This window comes from Roseibium aestuarii (genome assembly GCF_008477545.1).
Taxonomy (GTDB): Bacteria; Pseudomonadota; Alphaproteobacteria; order Rhizobiales; family Stappiaceae; genus Roseibium; species Roseibium aestuarii.
In genome coordinates this window covers 478994-500690 of record NZ_VORA01000001.1, presented here as the reverse complement: position 1 = coordinate 500690, position 21697 = coordinate 478994, and the positions used below count along the sequence as shown (strand labels likewise).

Genomic DNA, 21697 nt, shown 5'->3' with positions numbered 1-21697 from the left:
TGTGTTTGCGGATGCGAAACGCTGCATAGGCCCAACCATCGGCAGGACGCACATGAGGGAGAAAAACATGTCGGAACAGGACCAACTCGACCCGCGCGAGAGCATGGACGTCGATGTTGTCATCGTCGGCGCCGGACCGGCTGGCCTTGCCGCCGCCATCCGCCTGAAGCAGATCGCCAATGACAAGGGCGAGGACCTGTCGATCGTCGTGCTCGAGAAGGGCTCCGAGGTCGGCGCGCATATCCTGTCCGGCGCCGTGATCGATCCGGTCGCCCTGGACGAGCTGCTGCCGGACTGGCGCGACGAAGCCGACCATCCGATGAAGACGCCGGTCACCGACGACCAGTTCCTCCTTCTCGGACCGGCGGGCACCATCCGCCTGCCGAACCTGCTCATGCCCAAGCTGATGAGCAACCACGGCAACTACATCGTTTCCCTCGGCAATGTCTGCCGCTGGCTGGCCGCCAAGGCCGAAGCCCTCGGCGTCGAGATCTATCCGGGCTTCGCGGCCTCCGAGATCCTCTATGACGATCAGGGCCGCGTGGTCGGTGTGGCAACCGGCGACATGGGCATCGGCCGCGACGGCCAGCCCAACGCCATGTTCACCCGCGGCATGGAGCTGCGCGGCAAGTATGTGCTGATCGGCGAAGGCGCGCGCGGATCGCTCGCCAAGGAACTCATCGCCCGCTTCGAGCTGGACAAGGGCGCCGATGTGCCGAAGTTCGGCATCGGCATCAAGGAACTGTGGCAGGTCGCCCCGGAAAAGCACAAGCCGGGCCTCGTGCAGCACTCCTTCGGCTGGCCGCTTGACGGCAAGACCGGCGGCGGCTCCTTCCTCTATCACCTGGAAGACAATCAGGTCGTGGTCGGGTTCGTGGTTCACCTGAACTATCAGAACCCCTATCTCTCGCCCTTCGAGGAATTCCAGCGCTACAAGACGCATCCGGCGATCCGCTCGACCTTCGAAGGCGGCAAGCGCATCTCCTATGGTGCCCGCGCCATCACCGAGGGCGGCTACCAGTCCGTGCCGAAGCTGTCCTTCCCGGGCGGCCTGATCATGGGCTGCTCGGCCGGTTTCGTGAACGTGCCGCGCATCAAGGGCTCCCACAACGCCATGCTGTCCGGCATGCTGGCGGCGGAACACGTGATGGCCGCTCTTGCCGAGGGCAAGGAAAATGCCGAGCTGACCGCCTATGACGACGCCTGGCGCGCCGGCAAGATCGGTGCGGACCTGAAGAAGGTGCGCAACGTGAAGCCGCTCTGGTCGAAGTTCGGCACCTTCATCGGCATCGCGCTCGGCGGGCTCGACATGTGGACCAACGAGCTCTTCGGCTTCTCCTTCTTCGGCACCCTGTCTCACGGCAAGACCGACGCCGCGAGCCTGAAGCCCGCCAAGGATTGCAAGAAGATCGACTATCCGAAGCCGGACGGAGAAGTCTCCTTCGACCGCCTGTCGTCGGTGTTCCTGTCCAACACCAACCATGAGGAAGATCAGCCGATCCACCTCAAGGTGAAGGACATGGAGTTGCAGAAGCGGTCCGAGCATGACGTCTTTGCCGGCCCGTCGTCGCGCTATTGCCCGGCCGGGGTTTACGAGTGGATCGAGGAAGGGGCCGATGCGCCGCGCTTCCAGATAAACGCGCAGAACTGCGTCCACTGCAAGACCTGCGACATCAAGGACCCGAACGGCAATATCACCTGGACGGTGCCGGAAGGCTCCGGCGGTCCGAACTACCCGAACATGTGAGGGCCCGCGCGTCTTGCCGGCGCGCCACCACCCACCCGAGACTTGCGAAAGGGCTGCCCGCCGGGCGGCCCTTTCTGCTGTCGACGACAGCTTGCGGGTGTCCGGACCCTGACGCAGATGGGGGGCTGAAAACAAATGCGGCGCCGAAGGTGACCCTTCAGCGCCGCAGGTGAATGAGCGGTCGATGGGAGATCCCACCACCTCAGCAAGGGGCGGGAAGCCGGAACGGCAAGGGCTGCGACAGAAGGTTCTTGTGACCTTCTTGCCGGAGCTTTCGCCTGACCGGTCCACTCATTTGTCGTTGCGTTCCGGATTTCGCCTGTCCGCTGCGCGGGCAACCAGAAAGGATCTCAGGGGTACTCGCGCACCTGGCTTCCCTTCTGTCCCGGGATCGTCTCGACATCCGGAGGCAGGATGGAAACAGATCCCCGCACACCTGCCCCTCTTTCGAGGATCAGGTGCGTGACAAGGCTTTTCTTGTTTTTAGAACGCTGCGTCGCTCCAGGCGAAACCCTTTCGGCCCACCGCCGGATCCTCGGATCCGGAGACTGGCGGGCTGACCGGTGACCCGGTCAAGGTTTTCGTCCGCGCCGCGAAGTGACGCTTAGGTAAGCCAGAGTCGGCAAAAGATCAAGATTTTTTTCGACCCCTGAAAAAATCGTCACTTTGCGATTTTCTCATATAATTCAATAGAAAAGCTGAAGATTTCTGCACCAATTGAACTTTTTGGTTACCTGACATGCACGGGACGCATGGCTCAAGTGTACCTGCGCGCACCTCAGAGCCGGTGTTATCTCGAAAAAAGGGCCCCGCGCAGACGCGGAGCCCCTCTGATCTTCGTCTGGCTCTGCCAGCTGCGAGCTCCGCTTCATGAAAGAGGAGCCCGTTGCCTGTCAGGCCGCGGCGCGATCGTTGCGCCGACGCGGGCGGCGGCCCCCCGGACGACCGGCGCCGCCATCGGCCTGAGCCCCGCGGGCCTCACCCATGCGACCGCCCTCGCCACGACCCTGGCCGCCCTGGCCGGAGCCCTTGCGCGGGCCCTTGCCCTGAGCGCCGGCGGCGTTTTCCTGCCGCTTCTGACCCTGGCCGGAGCCCTGGCCACGGCCCTGACCGCGGGACTGGCCCTGGTTCTGGCCACGACCACCGCCACCGCTCTTGCGGCCGCCACGGCTCGGCTTTGCAGCCGCGCTCATCGGCGGAATCTCGCCACTGGCCACGGGGATGTCGTTGCCGGTGAGCTTTTCGATCTGGCGCAGATAGCCGATCTCTTCCGGCGCGCAGAAGGCAATGGCGTCGCCATCGGCCCCGGCGCGCGCCGTACGGCCGATGCGGTGCACATAGGCTTCCGGCACTTCCGGCAGCTCGAAATTGTAGACGTGGCTGACGCCCGGAATGTCGATGCCGCGCGCGGCCACATCGGTGGCCACGAGGATGCGCATCTCGCCATCGCGCAGGGCCTGGATGGCCCGGTCACGCTGGTTCTGGCTCTTGTTGCCGTGGATCGAGGCAGCCTTCAGGCCTGCCTGAACCATCTTGCGCATCAGGCGCTCGGCGCCATGCTTGGTGCGGCAGAACACCAGGGACAGATCGTCCGGGTTCTCCGAAAGCATCGAGATGACCATGTCGGTCTTCTCGGCCTGATCCATGAAGTGAACGACCTGGGACACCTTGTCGGCGGTCTTGCCGGCGGGGGCGACCTCGACCCGGATCGGGTCGGTCAGGTAGGTGCCCGCCAGTTCGCTGATCTGCTTCGGCATGGTGGCGGAGAAGAGCAGGGTCTGACACTTCCTGGCCACCAGCCCGGAGATCCGGCGCAGGGAGTGGATGAAGCCCAGATCGAGCATCTGGTCGGCTTCGTCCAGAACCAGGAAGGTCGCGGTGTCGAGACGCACGGCCTGACGGTCGACCAGATCGAGCAGGCGGCCCGGCGTGGCGACGAGAATGTCGGTGCCGCGGGACATGCGCTTGATCTGGGCGTTGATGGAAACCCCACCCACGACAGACGTGACGCGCAGCGGCGTCTTGCGGACGAAGGAGATGAGGGTCTTGGCGATCTGGTTCACCAGTTCGCGGGTCGGCGCCAGGATCAGGGCCCGGGCGCCACAGGGCTGAACGCGGTCATTCTCTTCGAGAAGACGTTCCACCAGCGGCAGGCCGAAGGCAGCGGTCTTGCCGGTGCCGGTCTGCGCCAGACCCATGATGTCCCGGCGGGCCAGAACATGGGGGATGGCTTTTTCCTGGATCGGAGTGGGAGCAGAATAGCCGTTTTCGGCAACGGCGGCCAGAAGAGCCTCGGACAGGCCCAGCGATTTGAAATCGGTCAAATGATTACCTTCAAGAGGGTTTTGCCCGATCCGGCCAGATGCGCGTGATCGGACATCGGTCTGCGCACGACGTCGCGCGCAGACGGGTCACCGGTGGTATCGCCCGGAGGAGCCGCGTGTCCCGAACCTGTTTCGGGATCTGACTGGCTCCGCGCGTGACCGGGAGGTCGATGCAGGCGATCACGCCCGCTCTGAAAACTTTGGGGGTTTTGTGGAGGCGCCGGAGCTTTTGCCAAGGGGCAGTGCTTTCCCGCGTCATCACTCGGGCCACTCACGCGGCAGCCCGGATGAGGCCCATATGTCGCGAAATCAAGGAGAAGTCAAGTGCAGAGCTCTCCGGCCTCAGGTCCCGGAGGGCATCGCCCTCTTCCTGCGCGGTCGGGCACCAAGGTTACGAGGCCTGTCCCCCGAAGTGGTTTCACCTTGTCAATACTGACAATAATCGGCAGTCAAAAAGAAAAGCCGCAACAATTGCTTGACCATTCATCAATGGTTTCTCGATAGGACTTGATGAACCATCAAGAACGGGCAAGGCATGAGACTCATCGCAAACTTCCTCGAGGGCAAGAACAGGGCACGACGCGAAGCGATCATCATCGGTGCCGCGACGCTTATCGTCTGGGTGCTTGCCCATTTCGGCGACGGTTACGAGAGGCTCACCGCGTTTGTCGTCAGCCACGAGGACTGGGAGCTGGACGAACTGATCCTGGCGCTGATGCTGGCCGGCGTCGCCGGTCATGTCTATGCCGGCCGGCGCCTGTGGGATCTGCGGCGGGAATCCAATGCCCGGCTGGTAGCGGAATCCAAGGCGCGGTGGATTGCCTATCACGACTATCTGACCCGGCTGCCCAACCGCCGCTTCCTGGAGGAGCGCGCACAGGAGGAGGTCGAGCATCTCTTCCCCGACCACGACTACACGGTTCACGCCATCGATCTGGACGGGTTCAAGAAGATCAACGATCTGATCGGGCACGCGGGTGGCGACGCGCTTCTGGTGCAGACCGCCGAGCGGCTGACAGACCTCTTTCCCAACGGCCTGGTCTTCCGGCTCGGGGGAGACGAGTTTCTGGCGATCTGCCGCCGCCGCACGCCGGAGGATCAGGAGCGTTTCTCCCTCGAAGTCGTCGAGACCCTGACAGCGCCGATGATCATCGAGAACTCCCATGCGGAGGTGGGCGCCTGCATCGGCTTTGCCACGGCCCCGCAGGACGGCTCCAACCTCAAGGACCTGGCCGAGCTGGCGGACATGGCGCTCTACAGCGCCAAGCGGACCGGCCGAAACATGGTCCGCGCCTATGATACGTCGATGAAGGAGGAGATGTCTCATCGGGCTGCGGTGGAGAACCGCCTGCGCCAGGCCTTGCAGAAGCGGGAAATCACACCCTTCTATCAGCCTCTGGTGGATCTGCAGACCGGCGAGATCCGGGCCTTCGAGGCGCTGGCGCGCTGGCACGACCAGCAGGACGGCTTCATCTCGCCCGACATCTTCATTTCCATGGCCGAAGACATCGGCCTGATCATGGATCTGACCGAGCAGCTGCTGCTGAAGGCCTGCGAGGACGCGACCACCTGGCCGTCAAACATCCAGCTGGCGGTCAATCTGTCGCCCAAGATGATGATCGACCGGCTGCTCGGCATCCGCATCATCCGGGTGCTCGGGCAGACCGGGCTCGCACCGCAGCGGCTGGAGATCGAGATCACCGAGAGTGCGCTGATTGCCGATCTGGATCTCGCCAAGACCGTGATCCGGGACCTGCGCAATGCGGGGATCAAGGTCGTCCTCGACGACTTCGGCACCGGCTATTCGAGCCTCTCCCAGCTCTCGAACCTCTACTTCGACAAGATCAAGATCGACAAGAGCTTCGTGGCCACCTTCCAGAGCAACGACAAGCAGATGAACATCGTCCGCACGGTCGTCGCCCTCGGCAAGGGGCTGGGGATCACAATCACGGCAGAAGGCATCGAGAACGCCTCCCAGATGGAAGCGCTCAAGCAGCTGGGCTGCCGCTATGGTCAGGGCTACCTGATCGGAAAGGCCATGCCGCAGGAGCAGGTTCACGCCCATCTGGCGGGGGTCGGTCCGCAGCAGACTGATACGACGGCAGCAAGCTCCAGCGGCTGCGCCTGACACCCCTCACCGCCCCCGGACATGAAAAAGGCCCTCGCAGGTGTCTCCGCGAGGGCCTTGTCACATCTGAATGCCGGCGCAGGATCAGTCGGCCACACGAACCCGGGTGGCGGCCTCGACGCTGGCCAGCGCCGACATGTTCACCACGCCGCGCGAGGTGACCGACGGCGTCAGGATGTGGGCCGGCTTGGCGGTGCCAAGCAGGATCGGGCCCACATGCAGGGCGGAAGTTGCCACCTTCAGCAGATTGAGCGCGATGTTGGCGCTGTCGAGATTGGGGAAGAGCAGCAGGTTCGCCTCTCCCGTCAGCTTGCTGTCGGGCATGACGCGCTTGCGCAGTTCCTCGTTCAGCGCGGAATCGCCGTGCATCTCGCCATCGACTTCCAGATCGGGCGCCTTCGCCCAGAGGATCTCGAGGGCTTCGCGCATCTTGCGCGAGGAGGTCGTCGGACGGGAGCCGAAGTTGGAGAGCGACAGCAGCGCTGCCTTCGGCGCAATACCGAAGCGCCGGATCTCCTCGGCGGCCAGCAGGGCCATGTCGGCCAGCTCTTCCGCCGTCGGATCCTCGTTGACGAAGGTGTCCGACAGGAAGAGCGCACCCCTCGAGTTGATCAGCAGGGAGAGGGCAGAGAGATCCTTCACCCCTTCGCGCAGACCGATGACCTGACGAATGTCACGCAGGTGCTTGGGGAAGCGGCCTTCCAGACCACAGATCAGCGCATCCGCATCGCCACGGCGCACGGCCAGCGCCGAGATGACGGTCTGGTTGGTGCGCACCACGGTACGGGCCGCGACCGGGGGAACGCCGAGACGGCCGACGCAGTCGAAATATTCCTCGACATAGTCACGGTAGCGCGGATCGTCCTGCGGGTTGACGAACTCGAAATGCTCGCCCGGGCGGATGCGCAGGCCGAAGCGCTCGCAGCGGGCCTTGAGCACGTCCGGACGGCCGACGAGGATCGGGGTCGCCACGCCGTCTTCCAGCAGGATCTGGGTGGCGCGCAGGACGCGTTCGTCCTCGCCCTCGGCGTAGATGATCTTCTTCGGCGCCTGGGACGCAGCCTGAATGATCGGCTTCATCACCAGACCGGAGCGGAAGACGAAGCGGTTCAGACGGTCGAGATAGGCCGCGAAGTCATCGATCGGACGGGTCGCGACACCGGTGTCCATCGCAGCCTTGGCGACGGCCGGCGCGATGCGCAGGATGAGGCGCTGATCGAAGGGCGACGGGATGAGGTATTTCGGCCCGAAGGTCTCGGTCACGCCGCCATAGGCGCGGGCGGCCACGTCGGAAGGTTCCTCGCGGGCGAGCTGGGCAATGGCCTCGACGGCCGCCAGCTTCATTTCCTCGTTGATGGTGGTCGCACCCACATCCAGCGCACCGCGGAAGATGTAGGGGAAGCACAGTACGTTGTTGACCTGGTTCGGATAGTCCGAACGGCCCGTGCACATGACCACGTCCTGACGGACGGCCAGCGCGTCTTCCGGCATGATTTCCGGGCGCGGATTGGCGAGCGCGAGAATGAGCGGGCGCTCGCCCATGGCGGCGACCATTTCCGGCTTAAGCACGCCAGCAGCCGAGAGGCCGAGGAAGACGTCGGCGCCTTCGATGACTTCAGCCAGCTTCCGCTGGTCGGTCTTCTGGGCGAACTTGGCCTTCCACTCGTCCATCAGGGCCTCGCGGCCTTCATAGACCACGCCCTCGATGTCGGTGACCCAGATGTTTTCCAGGCTGGCGCCGAGCGCCACAAGCATGTTGAGGCAGGCGAGTGCTGCGGCACCGGCGCCGGAAGCCACGATCTTGGCCTTGGAAATGTCCTTGCCGGCGAGTTCCAGACCGTTGCGGACGGCTGCACCGACAATGATCGCGGTGCCGTGCTGGTCGTCATGGAACACCGGAATGTTCATGCGCTCGCGCAGCTTGGCCTCGATCTGGAAGCACTCGGGAGCCTTGATGTCCTCGAGGTTGATGCCACCGAAGGTGGGCTCGAGCGCTGCGACCGCATCCACAAACCGGTCCACGTCCAGCTCGTCGACCTCGATGTCGAAGACGTCGATGCCGGCAAACTTCTTGAAGAGGACCGCCTTGCCTTCCATCACCGGCTTGGAGGCCAGCGGACCGATGGCACCGAGACCCAGAACGGCGGTGCCGTTGGAGATCACGCCCACCAGATTGCCGCGCGCGGTGTAGTCGGCGGCCTTGGAAGGATCCCTGGCGATCTCTTCGCAGGGTGCGGCGACACCGGGGGAATAGGCGAGCGCGAGGTCGCGCTGGTTGCCAAGAGGCTTGGTCGCCTGGATCTCCAGCTTGCCGGGGCGCGGATACTGGTGGAAGAACAGAGCGGCTTCGGTGAGGTCGCTTCCGGTGGGCTTCGTATCGCTCATTGGCCGAGTGCCTTGTCTTTAACCGGGATGGTGGTGCGCGTCCCGGTTGGCAGATGCCAACCCTCGGGCAACCACGTCTTGAGGGTGTCGTATGGTCACGGGTGTAGCCGGGCTTCCGGCAAATGAGAAGCCTCGGCAACCGAATCCGCAAGCACCAGAGCGGGATATGCCGAAAAAAATGCGGCTCCACCCTTCCTCAGCGTGTTTTGAGCCCTGTTCCGACCGCGTCTGATCCGTTTGTCCGGTCAGGCTGACGCAAAGGTAAAAGGGCAGGACGCGACATGCACCCTGCCCTTTTACCTTTGCGTCAGCGAACCAATAGGGGAACGACGACGCCTCAGAGACGGGAGGCGATGAGCTTGCCCAGCCGCTCCATGCCCTCGCGGATGCGCTCCGGCTTGAGCAGGGAGAAGTTGAGACGCAGATAGTTGGCGCCGGAGCCGTCGGCAAAGAAGGCCTTGCCGGGGACGAAGGCCACCTGAATGTCGCGGACGGAAGCCTTCAACAGCTCGGCGCAATCCTGACCTTCGGGCAGACGCACCCAGACGAACATGCCTCCATCGGGCTCGTTCCAGGTCACGCCTTCGGGCATGAAGTCGCGCAGGGCCTGCAACATGGACTCGAGCCGATGGCCATAAGCCGTGCGGATCCGCTCGACCTGTTCGTCGAAGATGGTCTCGGCCACCCGCGCCATGACCATCTGGTTGACGGCGGAGGTGTTCAGGTCGGCGGCCTGCTTGATTAGCACCAGGCGCTGGACGACCGGCTTGGCCGCGACAACCCAGCCCAGACGCAGGCCGGGCGACAGGGTCTTGGAGAAGGAGCCGCAGAAGATGGTGCGGGTGGCATCGATATGGCCGCTGCGGTCGATGTCAAGTTTCAGGATGGGTGCCACGTCCTCGCCGGAATAGCGCAGGGCCTGATAGGCGGCATCCTCGATGACCGCGCAGTCCAGCGCCTCGGCCTGCTCCAGCAGGCGGACACGGGCCGCGACACTCAGGGTCTCGCCGGTGGGATTGGCAAAGTCCGGCGTGGTGTAGGCGAATTTCACCGCGCCGCCGACTGCCTCGGCCGCGGCCCGCAGGGCCTCCGGGGTCTCGTTGCCGAAGGGCTCGAGACGGGCGTAGGTGGGTTCATAGGCATTGAAGGCCTGCAGCGCGCCGAGATAGGTCGGCCAGCCGACCAGCGCCGTATCCCCCGGGGACAGGAACAGCTTGCCCAGATAGTCGAGCGCCTGCTGGGATCCGGAGGTGATCATGATGTTGTCGATGCCGCAGTCGATGCCGAAGCGAGCCATGTAGCCGGCGATCCAGCGGCGCAGCGGCGCAAAGCCTTCCGACACCGCATATTGCAGGGCCTGGCCGCTGCGGTCGTCCGAGAGGACTTCCCCATAGGCGCTGCGGAAAGCCTCCGCGGGGAAGAGCTCCGGATCGGGAATGCCGCCGGCGAAGGAGAGAATGTTCGGGTCGTCGAGGAGTTTCAGCAGCTCGCGGATCTCGGAGGCCTGCATGCGCGCGGTTCGACCCGAGAATTGCGTTGTCCAGTTCAGCATCGGTTTCCTGCCCAGAGGGTCTTTTTCTTGGTCGGACCCTGTCTCGAGGCACGCTCACAAAGCGCATGCCCGGCGGGGTCCTGTCGTTTCATAGGTCAGCATCACTGACCTTTCTTGAGACTTTATTACTCCCGACGATCATTCCGCGCAACTTTTTTTCGCAATCGACCCGATTTCTTTTCGAAAAGATAGGGACTGGCGAGCCGGACGTGGCTCGCCTATCTGTGGGTCACGCCTCGGCACCCCTCTGCGTCCGGAGACCCATGATGAACCGCCTCGATGAAAGCCGCCCCTTCATTCCGCTGAATATCGCCGTGCTGACGGTTTCGGACACCCGGTCCCTCGACGAGGACCGGTCCGGAAAGACGCTGGTCGACCGCCTGGAAACCGCCGGGCACCGGCTCGCGGACCGGCAGATCGTCACCGATGACGTGCCTGCCATTCAGGCGGTGGTGAAGGCCTGGATCGAGGACAAGGGCGTGGACGTGGTGATTTCCACCGGCGGCACCGGCTTCACGGGCCGCGACGTGACACCAGAGGCGCTGGAGCCCCTGTTCGAGAAGCGCATGGACGGATTCTCGGAGGTCTTCCACCGGATCTCTTATGACAAGATCGGCACGTCGACCATCCAGTCCCGCGCCACGGGCGGCGTGGCGGGCGCCACCTATATCTTCGTGCTGCCGGGATCTCCCGGCGCCTGCAAGGACGCCTGGGACGGCATCCTGAATTGGCAGCTCGACTACCGGCACATGCCCTGTAACTTCGTGGAGATCATGCCCCGGCTCGACGAGCACCTGAAGCGCGGCAAGCTTCAGGGCGCGTGAGCGCCCGCCGGACCCCGCGCCACGCCCTTGCCTAGTCGCCGAGATCAAGCGGCGGGGTCGGGCTGGGGGTTGGCGGTGCGGGGCGCAGGATGACTTCCCGATGGGGATAGGGAATCCCGACGCCATTGGCCTTGAATGTGTCCCAGAGCGCCAGCAGCACCTTGCCGCGCACGTTGGTGAGCCCCTGCTGGGGATCGGAAATCCAGAAGCGCAGGACGAAATCCAGCGACGACTCACCGAAGCCGGTGAGCCAGCAGACCGGGCGACGGTCCGCATTGACACGGCCGACACTCATGGCGGCCTCGATGGCAAGGCGGCTGACCTCGTGCGGATCCGCCTCGTAGGACACGCCGAAATTCACGTCGAGGCGCACCAGATCATCCGAGAAGGACCAGTTGATCACCCGGCCGGTGATGAAGTCCTCGTTCGGGATCAGATATTCGCGACCATCGCGCGTCACCACGGACACAAAGCGCGCCCGCAGCTCGCGGATCCAGCCGAAGGTGCCTTCCAGCGAGATCGTGTCGCCGGGCTTGATGGACCGGTCGAGGAGAATGATGATCCCGGAAATGAAGTTCGAGATCACCTTCTGAAGGCCAAAGCCGAGCCCCAGACCGATGGCCCCGGAGAAGACCGTGAAGGCCGTGAGGTCGATGCCGACCGAGGACAGCGCCCCGACGCCGGCGACGAAGATCAGGCCGATCTTGGCGAACTTTCCGACAAGCACCCGCAGGGAGGGCGTCAGTTCCTCGGTCTTCTGCACCCGCTCATCCAGATAGCGGCCGGCCACGACGGCCAGCCACATCGTCACAGCCAGAAGAACAACCGCCTTGATCAGCGTGAGCACGGAGAGCCGCACCTCGCCCACCGGCAAAGCCAGACTGTCGAGAAAGCCTGCCACGCGCTGGTCAAGCCCGAGGATCACCAGCGCGGCATAGATCCATGCAAGCCAGCTGATGGCGCGGGCAATGAGCCGGTTGCGGATCACCCGCGACAGGACCGACACGAAGAGCCAGACGACGGACAGGGACAGGGCGATGGAGAGGAGATAGCTGCGGCTGGGCCAGGTCAGGCTGCGCATGACCGAAAGCGCGACAAGCGCCAGACAGATGAAGATGACCCAGTCGAGACGGCGCAGGAAGGCGACCACCACCCGGAGCAGGCCCGGATGGCCACGGATCTCGCGGGCACGCTCTTCCAGCTGCGGCTCGATGCGCGCCTTCAGCACACGGGCCGCCAGGAACAGGACGGCGATGATCAGCAGCTGATAGAGGAGCCAAGGATTGAGGAGCGGGTCGAGGCCCCGCATGACTGCCCGTTCCAGATCTGTCAGCACCGTGTCGAGATCCATGTCCCCTCCCTTGTTCCGCCGGTCGCTGGATCGTCGGCGTCTGCCTCAGCGGAGTTGCTTCCGCCCGAAGGAAAAGGCGCGAGCGTCGTGCGGGTTGCCTCAGATCCGAAACGCGAGACCTGTGACCACAGGCTGGCCCGCTCAGCCGTGCAGCTTGAGAACCAGGCTTGCAGGCAGGCGCAGGGTGCCGATGCAGAAGCGGGCGATGGCACGGCGGATGGCGCGCAGGCGGCCTTCCCGGCGCGGGCGGTCCGGCGAGATCGCGGCCTTGCGCAGGCTGACCACCCGGCGCGCGCCGATGCGCCGCACCAGATCCAGATCCTCGAGGTTCGGCAGGGCCCGGTGGCCGCCAAGTTCCTGATAGAAGTGGCGCGTCAGAAGCAGTCCCTGATCGGCATAGGGCATGCCGAGCAGCCGGGTGCGAAGCGTCGACCAGCCTTCCCACAGGCGGGGCGCGAGGCCAAAGGCTTCATAGCGCAGCTTGAAGGCAGCGGCGATGCGCCGGGCGCTTCCGGCCCGCTCCGCGCGCTCGATGAAGGCCTGCACATCATGATGCCAGCCGGTCTCGAGCACCGTATCCGGATTGAGGAAGAGCAGCCATTCGCCGCGCTCGGACGCGCTGACGCCGGCAATCAGTCGGCGAGACCGGGGGCCTGCAACCGTAAGCCAGGTGCATCCAGCAGCGTCGGCGACCTGATCCGTGTTGTCGGAGGAGCCGCCGTCGACAACGATGACCTCACGCACCACGCCGTCGGCTGCGGCGGGCACAAGGGCGGCAAGGGTGTGAGCCAGGTCCGCTTCAGAGTTCAAGGTCGGAATGATGACGCTGATCATGGGTTAGGTTGTAGCGAAGTTTTTCGGGCATGGCGAGGAAAGATGCTTGTTTTCTCGCGGCTTCAGGCCCATGTTCTTCTTCTGTTCCGCATCTTCGAGGTCCGACTCGCGCCATGCCCCAACCTTCCCATGCGTCAGAAACCCTGCCGACCATGATCCCCCGCCCGGATCTTGATCCTAGAACATTTCATGAACACGCAGGACATTCCGAGTCGGAGACGATCCATGCCGACCGGCGGCGGGGGCGCGGCGCCGGGCTGAACATGAGCGGACGCTTCGAGCGCGAGAGCCGGGAAGCGCTGGACGATGGCTGGGGGAGCCTTGAAGAGCTGCCGCCCTTCCAGACCGACGTGCAGGAAGAACGCGCCCGCACCATCATCACCCGCAATGCCTCGCCGGACATTTCCTTTGACCGGTCGATCAATCCCTATCGCGGCTGCGAGCATGGCTGCATCTATTGCTTCGCCCGGCCCAGCCACGCCTTCCTCGGCCTGTCGCCGGGTCTCGACTTCGAGGCGAAGCTCTTTGCCAAGCCGAACGCGGCCGAGGTGCTGGAGCGGGAGCTGGCCCGTCCGGGATATCAGCCGCGCACGATTGCCATCGGCACCAACACCGACCCCTATCAGCCCATCGAACGAAGCTACGGGCTGATGCGCGAGATCCTCGAGGTGCTCGACCGCTACAATCACCCGGTGGCGATCGTGACCAAATCCGCGCTGATCGAGCGGGACGCGGACATTCTGGGGCGCATGGCCGAACGCAATCTCGCCAAGGTGGCCCTGTCGATCACCACGCTCGACCGCAAGCTCTGCCGGGCGATGGAGCCCCGCGCCTCGGCTCCGCACAAGCGGCTTGCCGCGCTCAAGACCCTCGCGGAGGCCGGTGTTCCTGCCTCGGTCATGATCGCCCCCGTGATCCCTGCCCTCACCGACAGCGAGCTGGAGAGCATCCTGGAGGCCGCCGCCGAACATGGAGCGGATGGCGCCGCCTTCATCCTGCTGCGCCTGCCCCGGGAAGTCTCGGAGCTCTTCCGGGACTGGCTGGTGCGGGAGCGGCCGCGTCAGTATCGCCACGTGATGAACCTGATCCGCTCCATGCGTGACGGCAAGGACTATGACGCCAAGTGGGGCGAGCGGATGCGCGGCACCGGCCCCTATGCGGAACAGATCGCACGCCGGTTCCAGCTAGCGACCAAGCGGCTCGGGCTGAACGGGCGCCGCCGCAAGCTCGACTGCGACCAGTTCGTCGCCCCGCAAAAAGGCGGGGTTCAACTGGCCCTGTTCTAGGCTTGGCGCTTGCAGGGTGGTGCGGGCCTTGGCATGGTCTGGCGATGTCCATGCCCTCACTCTTCGATCTGCCCTTCGATGACGCTCCCAACCTTAAGCTGGAGCGCAAGCACGCGCGTGCCTTTGACGGATTGCTGGCCGGAGTGGACGAGGCCGGGCGCGGCCCCTGGGCCGGTCCCGTGGTCACCGCGGGCGTGATCCTCGATTACCGGCGCGTGCCGGCGGGGCTGAATGATTCCAAGAAGCTCAGCGAGGACCGGCGCGAGGCCCTGTTTGAAGAGATCCTTCGCAGCGCCACCGTCTCGATCGCCTCCGCCTCGCCTGCGACCATCGACCGGATCAACATCCGTGCGGCGACCCTCGGGGCCATGCGGCGCGCGGTGGAGGGCTTGGCGCTCACCCCGCGCATGGTGATCGTCGACGGGCGGGACGTGCCGCCCGGGCTGGCCATGGCCGGGCAGAACCTGATCAAGGGCGACGGCCGCTGCCTTGCCGTCGCGGCGGCCTCCATCATCGCCAAGGTCACGCGGGACCGGATGATGATGCAGCTGGAGGAGACCTGCGCCGGCTATGGCTTTGCCCAGCACAAGGGCTATGGCGTTCCCGCCCATGCGGAGGCCCTGACCCGGCTTGGGCCCTGCCCTCACCATCGGCTGAGCTTCCGTCCCGTGCGCCTCGCCGCCGGCGAAGCCGACTGATCATTCCGCTTCCCAAGGACTGCCCGCAAGCCGCGCCGGCGAGGCGCTGCCCACAAAAAAAGCGGCCCGAAGGCCGCTTCTCGAATTCGTTGAGCGAATGATCGTCGAGCGATCAGTTCAGCTTGGTCTTCACCTGCTCGATGCTCTGAGCCAGAATGTCGTCGGCGACCTTGTCCTTGACCTTGGCGGTCAGGATCTGCTCGGCGGCGGCAACGGCCACATCGGCGGCGCGGGCGCGGACTTCGGCAATCGCCTGGGTCTCTGCCTGGGAGATCTTCTCTTCCGCAGCCTTGGCGCGGCGGGCGATCATTTCTTCCAGAGCCTGGTTGGTCTCCAGGGTCAGACGATCAGCTTCGGACTTGGCTTCGGCGATGATGGCTTCCGCCTCGGCCTCTGCCTCGTGACGCTTGCGCTGATACTCGGACAGCAGGGCCTGAGCTTCTTCACGCAGACGGCGTGCTTCGTCCAGTTCCTTGCGGATGTCATCCGCACGCTTGTCGAGGGCGGAGCCCATCTTGCCCGGGATCTTCATCCAGATGACCAGGGCGAAGAACAGGACGAGGCCGATGAATGCCCAGAAAGTCGCATCAAAATGCATGGAACTCGTCCCCTTAGTTCAGAGCCGTCTTCACGGCCTTGGACACATCGGTGGCCGTCGGCGCCGTGCCCAGCAGCTGCTCGACGAGCGCGCTGGTGGTGTCGGTGGCGATTTCCTCGATCTTGTCCATGGCGCCGGACTTGAGGGCGGCGATCTGGGATTCGGCTGCGCTCAGCTTGGCGGCAACGTCAGCTTCAGCCTTGGAGCGGCGCGCTTCGGTTTCGGCCTTGAGCTTGGCGCGGGTTTCGCTGGCAATGCCGTGAGCCTTGTTGCGGGCTTCGGCGAGTGCCTGCTCGTAAGCTGCGATGGCAGCGTCGGTGTCCTGCTTCAGGCGATTGGCTTCCGCCATGTCACCTGCAATGCGGTCCTTGCGGTCCTCGAGGATACCGGCGATGCGCGGCACGGCCACGTTCTTCATGATCCAGTAGAACAGGCCGAAAGTGATGGCCAGCCAGAGGATCTGAGAGGCGAAAGTCGAACTGTCGAACGGCGGGAAACCGGCGCTATGCGCCTCGCCGTGCTGCACTTCGATCGTTTCGGTCGTGCCTTCGGTGTTCGAATGGGTTTGGCTTGCCATTTCCTGTCTCCACAGTCCGGACAGGCGGCGCTGTCTCCCCTCAGTCGGGGAGAGGCGCGCCGCCACCGGAGTCGCGTCTAAACTCGCTTAAAGGGTTAAGCGAACAGAATTACGCGAACAGGAGAAGAAGGGCGATCAGCAGGGAGAAGATGCCCAGAGCTTCGGTCACGGCGAAGCCGAACACCAGACGACCGAACTGGCCATCAGCGGCGGTCGGGTTGCGCAGGGCGCCTGCCAGGTAGTTACCGAAGATGGTGCCGAGTGCGATTGCTGCACCACCCATGCCGAGGCATGCGATACCGGCGCCGATGTACTTTGCTGCTTCTGCTTCCATGACACGTGCTCCTAATTGGATTTGCAGATTTCACCAGGCAGCGCCCCCATTGTTGTTCTGGCGGGGCGCCGCGTGACTTGGTCTCGACCCTTAGTGGGACGGATGAAGGGCGTCGTTCAGGTACATGCAGGTCAGGACCGTGAAGACATAGGCCTGCAGGAAGGCGACCAGGAACTCAAGCGCGGTCAGTGCAACGGTCATGCCCAGGGGCAGGATGGCACCGGCAACGCCCAAGCCGCCCATGGCGCTCAGACTGACGACGAAGCCCGCGAACACCTTGAGGGTGATGTGGCCAGCCAGCATGTTCGCGAAGAGACGAACGGAGAGGCTGACCGGGCGGGACAGGAAGGAAATCACCTCGATCGGCGCCACGATCGGGATCAGCGCAGCAGGCACGCCCGACGGCACGAAGAGGTGAAGGAAATGGGTACCGTGACGCATGAAGCCGTAAACGGTCACGGTCAGGATCACGATCATGGCCAGCACGAAGGTGACGATGATGTGGGAGGTCACGGTGAAGAAGTAGGGGAACATGCCGAACAGGTTCGCCACCAGGACGAACATGAACAGGGAGAAGACCAGCGGGAAGAACCGCATGCCTTCCGTTCCGGCCGAGCTGCGCAGCATGCCCGCGACGAACTCATAGGCCATTTCCGCGATGGACTGCATGCGGGACGGCACCAGGCCGCGACCGCCGGTCGCAAAGATCAGGAATGCGGAGGCCGCCGCCACGGTCGCAACCATGAACAGCGAAGAGTTGGTGAAAGAGAAATCCAGACCACCCACTTCAATCGGGAAAAGTTTCTGGATCTGGAACTGATGGATCGGATCGTTCGCCACCTGTCAGCCTTCTTCGCTCGTTCAATTTACGACACGCCCGTGGTCAGTACCCTGCCCGGCGGACGCCTTGGATCTCACTTCGGACGGTCGTTCCGGTGGGTGTCCTTCGACATTTCCCCGATCCGACGCTCCGGTTCCGCCACATAGCCCGCGGAACGCAGAACATTCAAGACCCCGGCAGCAAAACCGAGCAGAAGGAACACGATCAGCCCGAAAGGCGTCGTCTCCAGCCACTGGTCCACCAACCATCCGATCCCGCCACCAACAACAATGCCGGCAATGAACTCCGAAGAGAGTTTCATGGCCTGGGCATAGCCCCTGGTGTCACCCTTCGATCGCTCCTGCTCCTGCCGTTCTTCGGCGGTGCGGCGCTCGTCGAGCTTCTGGTTCAGACGGTCCCGGCGTTCGGACAGTCCGGCCTCGGGAGCGTTGCCGCCCGCCTCTCCAGATCCGTTGTTTTGTGCAGAGTTCATCGATTTTCCCCCGCACCGGACCTCGAAAAGGACGGTGTTTGCCAAGCCCCTGTAAGCCGCGCGCACCATAGTCGGCACCCTTGAACGTGTCAAGAACAGGTAACGACCTGTTAACGCGCTGAAAAAACTGAACAAATCCCGTTATGAACGGTTTTCGTCAGACCATGGTCCAATTTGTCGCTCTGTCAGACCTGCCAGCATGCCCCGGCGTCAGGCCGTTTCCCGGAACTGCTCGGCAGTTTCAAGGTCGACGGAGACGAGCTGGGACACACCACGCTCGGCCATCGTGACCCCGAAGAGCCGGTTCATGCGGGCCATTGTGATGGGATTGTGGGTGATCACCACGAAGCGTGTGTCCGTCCGCTTGGCCATTTCCTCCAGCAGGTCGCAATAGCGCTCCACATTGGCGTCATCGAGCGGTGCGTCCACTTCGTCCAGCACGCAGATCGGCGCGGGATTCGTCAGAAACACGGCGAAAATCAGGGCCATGGCCGTGAGCGCCTGCTCGCCGCCGGAGAGCAGCGTCATGGTCTGGGGCTTCTTGCCCGGCGGGCGGGCAAGGATTTCCAGGCCCGCATCCAGCGGATCTTCCGAATCGACCAGCTGCAATTCGGCGGTGCCTCCGCCAAAAAGATGGGTGAAAAGCCGCTGGAAATGATCGTTCACCACCTGGAAGGAGGACAGCAAACGCTCGCGGGCCTCCTTGTTGAGGTTGGAAATGCCGGTGCGCAGGCGGCGAATCGCCTCGATCAGATCGTCGCGCTCGGAGGTGAGCGTTTCCTTCTGCTCGTCGATCTCGCGCAGTTCCTCTTCCGCACGCAGGTTCACCCCGCCGAGGCGCTCCCGTTCCCCCTTGAGCCGCTCCAGCTTGCGCTCCACCGCCTCCGGATCCGGGAGAGGGGCATCGTCGTGCAGGCCGGCAAGCTCCGGCAGAGCCGTCACCGGCATGTCCAGATCGTCGTCGATCCGCATCTCGATGGCCTGCTTGCGTTGTTTTGCCGCAGCCAGCCTTTCCTCGGCCCGGATCAGTCCCTCGCGCGCGGTGGACAGGCCTTCGAGCATGGAGCGCGCCAGACGATCGATCTCCTGCAGATCGGCCTCGGCGCGGATCATCTCATCGTCCGCCGCCTTCTTCGCCGTCTCGGCCGTCTCGATCGCGCCGAAGAGCGAGCGGCGCTTGAACTCGATCTCCTCGGGCGCCTCCATCAGCTCCGCGCGCTCCTCCTGCGCCTCGAGACGGCGCTCTTCCAGCACCGAGATCTGTTCGGCCGCCCGCGCGGTGCGCAGCTTCCAGCCGTCATATTCCCTGGCAATCGCCTGGAGCCGGCGGTCACGCATCTCCTGCTCGCGGGCAAGGCCCTCGGCGCGGGCTCGGGCTTCGGCCAGAGCGGCACGGCCTTGCGCCACTTCAGCCTGAAGCGCCGCGATGCGGGTTTCGAACCCCTCGACGGCGGGAGCCTCTTCCAGATGCATCTCGGCCTCGGAGAGGATCTCGCGCGCGGCAGCCGCCTCGTCTTCCAGGCGCTGGCATTTCTCTTCTGCGGCAGACTTGCGGGCGGCAAGCTGGGTCGCCTGACGCTCGGCCGCGGCAAGGGTCTCGCGGGCGGCAGCCAGAAGTCTCTGACGCTCGCGCACCTGCTGGCGGGCAGCCTGTTCGGTCTCGCTCGCCTGACGCACCCTATGACCAGCATCCTCCAGCACGGCGGCGGCGGCCTCGACCTCAGCGGCGGCAAGGTCGATCACCTCGGCCAGCTCGGCCAGGCGGTTGCGCTGCGCCAGCCGCTGGGCGGCAGGGGTCGGCGCGTCGGCGGCGATCACCAGCCCGTCCCAGCGCCACAGCCCCCCTTCCCGGCTGACCAGCCTCTGGCCGGGTTTCAGCTCGGGCTGCAGGCGCGCGCCGTCAGCTGCATCGACAAGGCCGATCTGCGCCAGCCGGCGCGCCAGAGCCGCAGGCGCCTTCACCTGGGTCGCGAGGGACAGAGCGCCTGTCGGCAGGGCCGGATCCTGATCTGCTGAAAGTGCCGGGCCCCAGTGGACCGGGGCAAGCGGGTCGAGGGAGGCATCAAGATCCTCGCCCAGCGCCGCGCCGAGCGCGGTCTCATAACCGGGTGCCACCTGCAGGCTGTCGACGACGGGTGCCCAGTCTCCGCCCAGGGTCGCACTCAGAACCTTTTCCAGAGTGCGCGCCTCGGTCTGGTGGGCAGACAGTTCCCGCTCGGCGGCGGCCAGGGGCTGGCGAGCCTGCTGCTCGGCGGCGCGTGCGGCAAGCGTCGCTTCCTCGGCGGCCTCGGCGGCAGCTTCGGCTTCCGCAAGCTCCTCGCCGGCCAGCTCGACCGCCTCGCGCGAGGCTTCGACGCCCTCGACGGCCGCAAATTCCGCCTCGATGGCCGCAAGCGCCTGGCGCGCCGCTCCGGCTTCCGCCGTCAGACGCTCGCTGCGCTGTCGGGCGTCCGCCACGGTGCGCAGAAGCTGGTTGCGCTCGGCCGAGACCCGCGCCTGTTCGGCGGTCAGATCGGAGAGCGCCTCCTCGCGGCCGCTCAGACGGTCCTGCAGTTCGGCGACGATCTCGCGCGCCGCCTCGCTGCGCTCGGCAACGGATTCGTTTTCCTCCAGCAGCTCGGCGCGTTCCTCCTGAAGGCGTTCGAGAACCTCGTCGTTTTCGGCCAGAAGGCTCTTTTCCCGGCGCACGTCCTCGTCGAGCTGCACCAGCCGGCGCTCCAGATCCTGAAGCTTTTCCTTGATGCGACGCTCCTCGGCATCAAGGTCATTGCGGGCAATGACGAGGCGCTGCAGCGTCGCACCCGCTCGGGCTGCGTCCTCGCGCAGTTCGGGCAGCTTGTGAGCGGCGATCGCCTGGGTGCGGGCGCTTTCGGCCTGCACGGCGGCGGCATCGTTCACCGCAGACCGGGCGGCGGCGAAGGTTTCTTCGGCCTCCAGCAGGGCCTCACGCGCCTCGTTCCAGCGCAGATAGAGGATCGTTGCCTCGGCGGAGCGGATCTCGGAGGAGAGGTTGCGGTAGCGCGATGCCTGACGGGACTGACGACGCAGGCTTTCGAGCTGACTGTCGATCTGGACGAGGACGTCTTCCAGGCGCTCCAGGTTCTGCTCGGCGGCACGCAGGCGCATCTCCGCTTCCTTGCGGCGCGAGTGGAGGCCGGAAATGCCGGCGGCCTCTTCCAGGATCTGACGGCGGGAGGTGGGCTTTGCGGAAATCAGCTCGCCGATCTGGCCCTGACGCACCATGGCCGGCGACCGGGCACCGGTGGATGCATCCGCAAACAGGAGCTGGACATCGCGGGCCCGCACATCCTTGGCATTGATCTTGTAGTTGGAGCCGTTCTCGCGCTCGATGCGGCGGCTGACCTCGAGCATGTCCGCATCATTGAAGGCGGCAGGCGCGGTGCGATCCTGATTGTCGAGGAAAAGGGTCACTTCGGCCGTGTTGCGGGCCGGACGGTTCAGCGAACCGGAGAAGATGACGTCGTCCATGCCAGACGCACGCATGTTCTTGTAGGAATTTTCGCCCATGACCCAGCGCAGGGCCTCGACAAGATTGGACTTGCCGCAGCCATTGGGTCCGACGACGCCGGTGAGGCCCCGCCCGATGACGAATTCCATCGGGTCCACGAAGGACTTGAAGCCCACGACCCGCAGCTTGGAGAATTTCATGCGCGCCCCCGCCCCATGGGGATCGCCGTTGCGCCGAAGCCTTGCCCCGCGCCGTGACGGCCACCGGGACCACGCCC

16 protein-coding genes are annotated in these 21697 nt (G+C 64.7%); 5 read left to right on the top strand and 11 right to left on the bottom strand.

Translation table 11 applies throughout. The annotated features are described in order from the left end of the window. Positions 1–67 precede the first annotated feature (67 nt). Positions 68–1747 (top strand): electron transfer flavoprotein-ubiquinone oxidoreductase, encoded by a 1680-nt coding sequence (locus FR728_RS02175; RefSeq protein WP_149891014.1) that lies wholly within the window; start codon positions 68–70, stop codon positions 1745–1747. A gap of 893 nt (positions 1748–2640) precedes the next feature. Here the strand turns inward: FR728_RS02175 and FR728_RS02170 are convergent. Next, on the bottom strand, positions 2641–4071 hold the full coding sequence (locus FR728_RS02170; protein ID WP_149891013.1) for a DEAD/DEAH box helicase: 1431 nt from the start codon (positions 4069–4071) through the stop codon (positions 2641–2643). Between the two features lie 535 nt (positions 4072–4606). On the opposite strand from FR728_RS02170, the gene FR728_RS02165 reads away from it, so the two are divergent. Then, the gene (locus tag FR728_RS02165) at positions 4607–6199 is read left to right on the top strand and encodes a putative bifunctional diguanylate cyclase/phosphodiesterase (RefSeq protein ID WP_149891012.1); all 1593 of its coding nucleotides are present in this window, start codon (positions 4607–4609) and stop codon (positions 6197–6199) included. A gap of 84 nt (positions 6200–6283) precedes the next feature. On the opposite strand, the gene FR728_RS02160 is transcribed toward FR728_RS02165, so the two are convergent. Both FR728_RS02160 and FR728_RS02155 read right to left on the bottom strand, forming a co-directional pair. Continuing rightward, complete coding sequence (locus FR728_RS02160; protein WP_149891011.1) at positions 6284–8584, bottom strand: NADP-dependent malic enzyme; 2301 nt, start codon at positions 8582–8584, stop codon at positions 6284–6286. A gap of 337 nt (positions 8585–8921) precedes the next feature. After that, complete coding sequence (locus FR728_RS02155) at positions 8922–10136, bottom strand: aminotransferase-like domain-containing protein (protein WP_149891010.1); 1215 nt, start codon at positions 10134–10136, stop codon at positions 8922–8924. 266 nt (positions 10137–10402) lie between these two features. Between FR728_RS02155 and moaB the strand changes: the two genes are divergently transcribed. Then, the gene (gene moaB / locus FR728_RS02150; RefSeq protein WP_149891009.1) at positions 10403–10960 is read left to right on the top strand and encodes a molybdenum cofactor biosynthesis protein B; all 558 of its coding nucleotides are present in this window, start codon (positions 10403–10405) and stop codon (positions 10958–10960) included. A gap of 31 nt (positions 10961–10991) precedes the next feature. On the opposite strand, the gene FR728_RS02145 is transcribed toward moaB, so the two are convergent. Together FR728_RS02145 and FR728_RS02140 are read right to left on the bottom strand one after the other, a co-directional pair. Then, positions 10992–12311: a mechanosensitive ion channel family protein gene (locus FR728_RS02145; protein ID WP_149891008.1), complete on the bottom strand. Its 1320-nt coding sequence runs from the start codon at positions 12309–12311 to the stop codon at positions 10992–10994. Between the two features lie 141 nt (positions 12312–12452). After that, positions 12453–13145 carry a glycosyltransferase gene (locus tag FR728_RS02140; protein WP_149891007.1) on the bottom strand — a complete coding sequence of 231 codons (693 nt, stop codon included), beginning with the start codon at positions 13143–13145 and terminating at the stop codon, positions 12453–12455. Positions 13146–13258: 113 nt separating this feature from the next. On the opposite strand from FR728_RS02140, the gene FR728_RS02135 reads away from it, so the two are divergent. Together FR728_RS02135 and FR728_RS02130 are read left to right on the top strand one after the other, a co-directional pair. Continuing rightward, positions 13259–14431, top strand: a complete 1173-nt coding sequence (locus FR728_RS02135; RefSeq protein ID WP_377175064.1) for a PA0069 family radical SAM protein — start codon at positions 13259–13261, stop codon at positions 14429–14431. Between the two features lie 50 nt (positions 14432–14481). Further along, on the top strand, positions 14482–15129 hold the full coding sequence (locus FR728_RS02130; protein ID WP_244304350.1) for a ribonuclease HII: 648 nt from the start codon (positions 14482–14484) through the stop codon (positions 15127–15129). Positions 15130–15241: 112 nt separating this feature from the next. On the opposite strand, the gene FR728_RS02125 is transcribed toward FR728_RS02130, so the two are convergent. The 6 genes from FR728_RS02125 to FR728_RS02100 all read right to left on the bottom strand — a co-directional run bounded on the left by FR728_RS02125 (position 15242) and on the right by FR728_RS02100 (position 21620). After that, positions 15242–15727, bottom strand: coding sequence for a F0F1 ATP synthase subunit B (locus FR728_RS02125; RefSeq protein WP_149891005.1), 486 nt, complete (start codon positions 15725–15727; stop codon positions 15242–15244). A 13-nt stretch (positions 15728–15740) separates the two neighbouring features. After that, a complete protein-coding gene (locus FR728_RS02120; protein WP_149891004.1) occupies positions 15741–16304 on the bottom strand; it encodes a F0F1 ATP synthase subunit B in 564 nt (187 codons plus the stop codon). Between the two features lie 109 nt (positions 16305–16413). Next, the gene (locus tag FR728_RS02115) at positions 16414–16638 is read right to left on the bottom strand and encodes a F0F1 ATP synthase subunit C (protein WP_073008805.1); all 225 of its coding nucleotides are present in this window, start codon (positions 16636–16638) and stop codon (positions 16414–16416) included. A gap of 90 nt (positions 16639–16728) precedes the next feature. Then, positions 16729–17478 carry a F0F1 ATP synthase subunit A gene (locus tag FR728_RS02110; protein WP_149891003.1) on the bottom strand — a complete coding sequence of 250 codons (750 nt, stop codon included), beginning with the start codon at positions 17476–17478 and terminating at the stop codon, positions 16729–16731. Between the two features lie 74 nt (positions 17479–17552). Then, positions 17553–17951, bottom strand: coding sequence for an AtpZ/AtpI family protein (locus tag FR728_RS02105; protein WP_149891002.1), 399 nt, complete (start codon positions 17949–17951; stop codon positions 17553–17555). A 210-nt stretch (positions 17952–18161) separates the two neighbouring features. Further along, positions 18162–21620 carry a chromosome segregation SMC family protein gene (locus FR728_RS02100; RefSeq protein WP_149891001.1) on the bottom strand — a complete coding sequence of 1153 codons (3459 nt, stop codon included), beginning with the start codon at positions 21618–21620 and terminating at the stop codon, positions 18162–18164. Positions 21621–21697: the final 77 nt, after the last annotated feature.

Bases quoted from the DNA above. Each gene is read 5' to 3' on its own strand.
- moaB (WP_149891009.1), top strand. From the start codon at position 10,403: ATGAACCGCCTCGATGAAAGCCGCCCCTTCATTCCGCTGAATATCGCC.
- FR728_RS02155 (WP_149891010.1), bottom strand. From the start codon at position 10,136: ATGCTGAACTGGACAACGCAATTCTCGGGTCGAACCGCGCGCATGCAG.
- FR728_RS02100 (WP_149891001.1), bottom strand. From the start codon at position 21,620: ATGAAATTCTCCAAGCTGCGGGTCGTGGGCTTCAAGTCCTTCGTGGAC.
- FR728_RS02140 (WP_149891007.1), bottom strand. From the start codon at position 13,145: ATGATCAGCGTCATCATTCCGACCTTGAACTCTGAAGCGGACCTGGCT.
- FR728_RS02120 (WP_149891004.1), bottom strand. From the start codon at position 16,304: ATGGCAAGCCAAACCCATTCGAACACCGAAGGCACGACCGAAACGATC.
- FR728_RS02130 (WP_244304350.1), top strand. From the start codon at position 14,482: ATGCCCTCACTCTTCGATCTGCCCTTCGATGACGCTCCCAACCTTAAG.
- FR728_RS02115 (WP_073008805.1), bottom strand. From the start codon at position 16,638: ATGGAAGCAGAAGCAGCAAAGTACATCGGCGCCGGTATCGCATGCCTC.
- FR728_RS02165 (WP_149891012.1), top strand. From the start codon at position 4,607: ATGAGACTCATCGCAAACTTCCTCGAGGGCAAGAACAGGGCACGACGC.
- FR728_RS02160 (WP_149891011.1), bottom strand. From the start codon at position 8,584: ATGAGCGATACGAAGCCCACCGGAAGCGACCTCACCGAAGCCGCTCTG.
- FR728_RS02105 (WP_149891002.1), bottom strand. From the start codon at position 17,951: ATGAACTCTGCACAAAACAACGGATCTGGAGAGGCGGGCGGCAACGCT.
- FR728_RS02175 (WP_149891014.1), top strand. From the start codon at position 68: ATGTCGGAACAGGACCAACTCGACCCGCGCGAGAGCATGGACGTCGAT.
- FR728_RS02135 (WP_377175064.1), top strand. From the start codon at position 13,259: ATGCCCCAACCTTCCCATGCGTCAGAAACCCTGCCGACCATGATCCCC.
- FR728_RS02125 (WP_149891005.1), bottom strand. From the start codon at position 15,727: ATGCATTTTGATGCGACTTTCTGGGCATTCATCGGCCTCGTCCTGTTC.
- FR728_RS02145 (WP_149891008.1), bottom strand. From the start codon at position 12,311: ATGGATCTCGACACGGTGCTGACAGATCTGGAACGGGCAGTCATGCGG.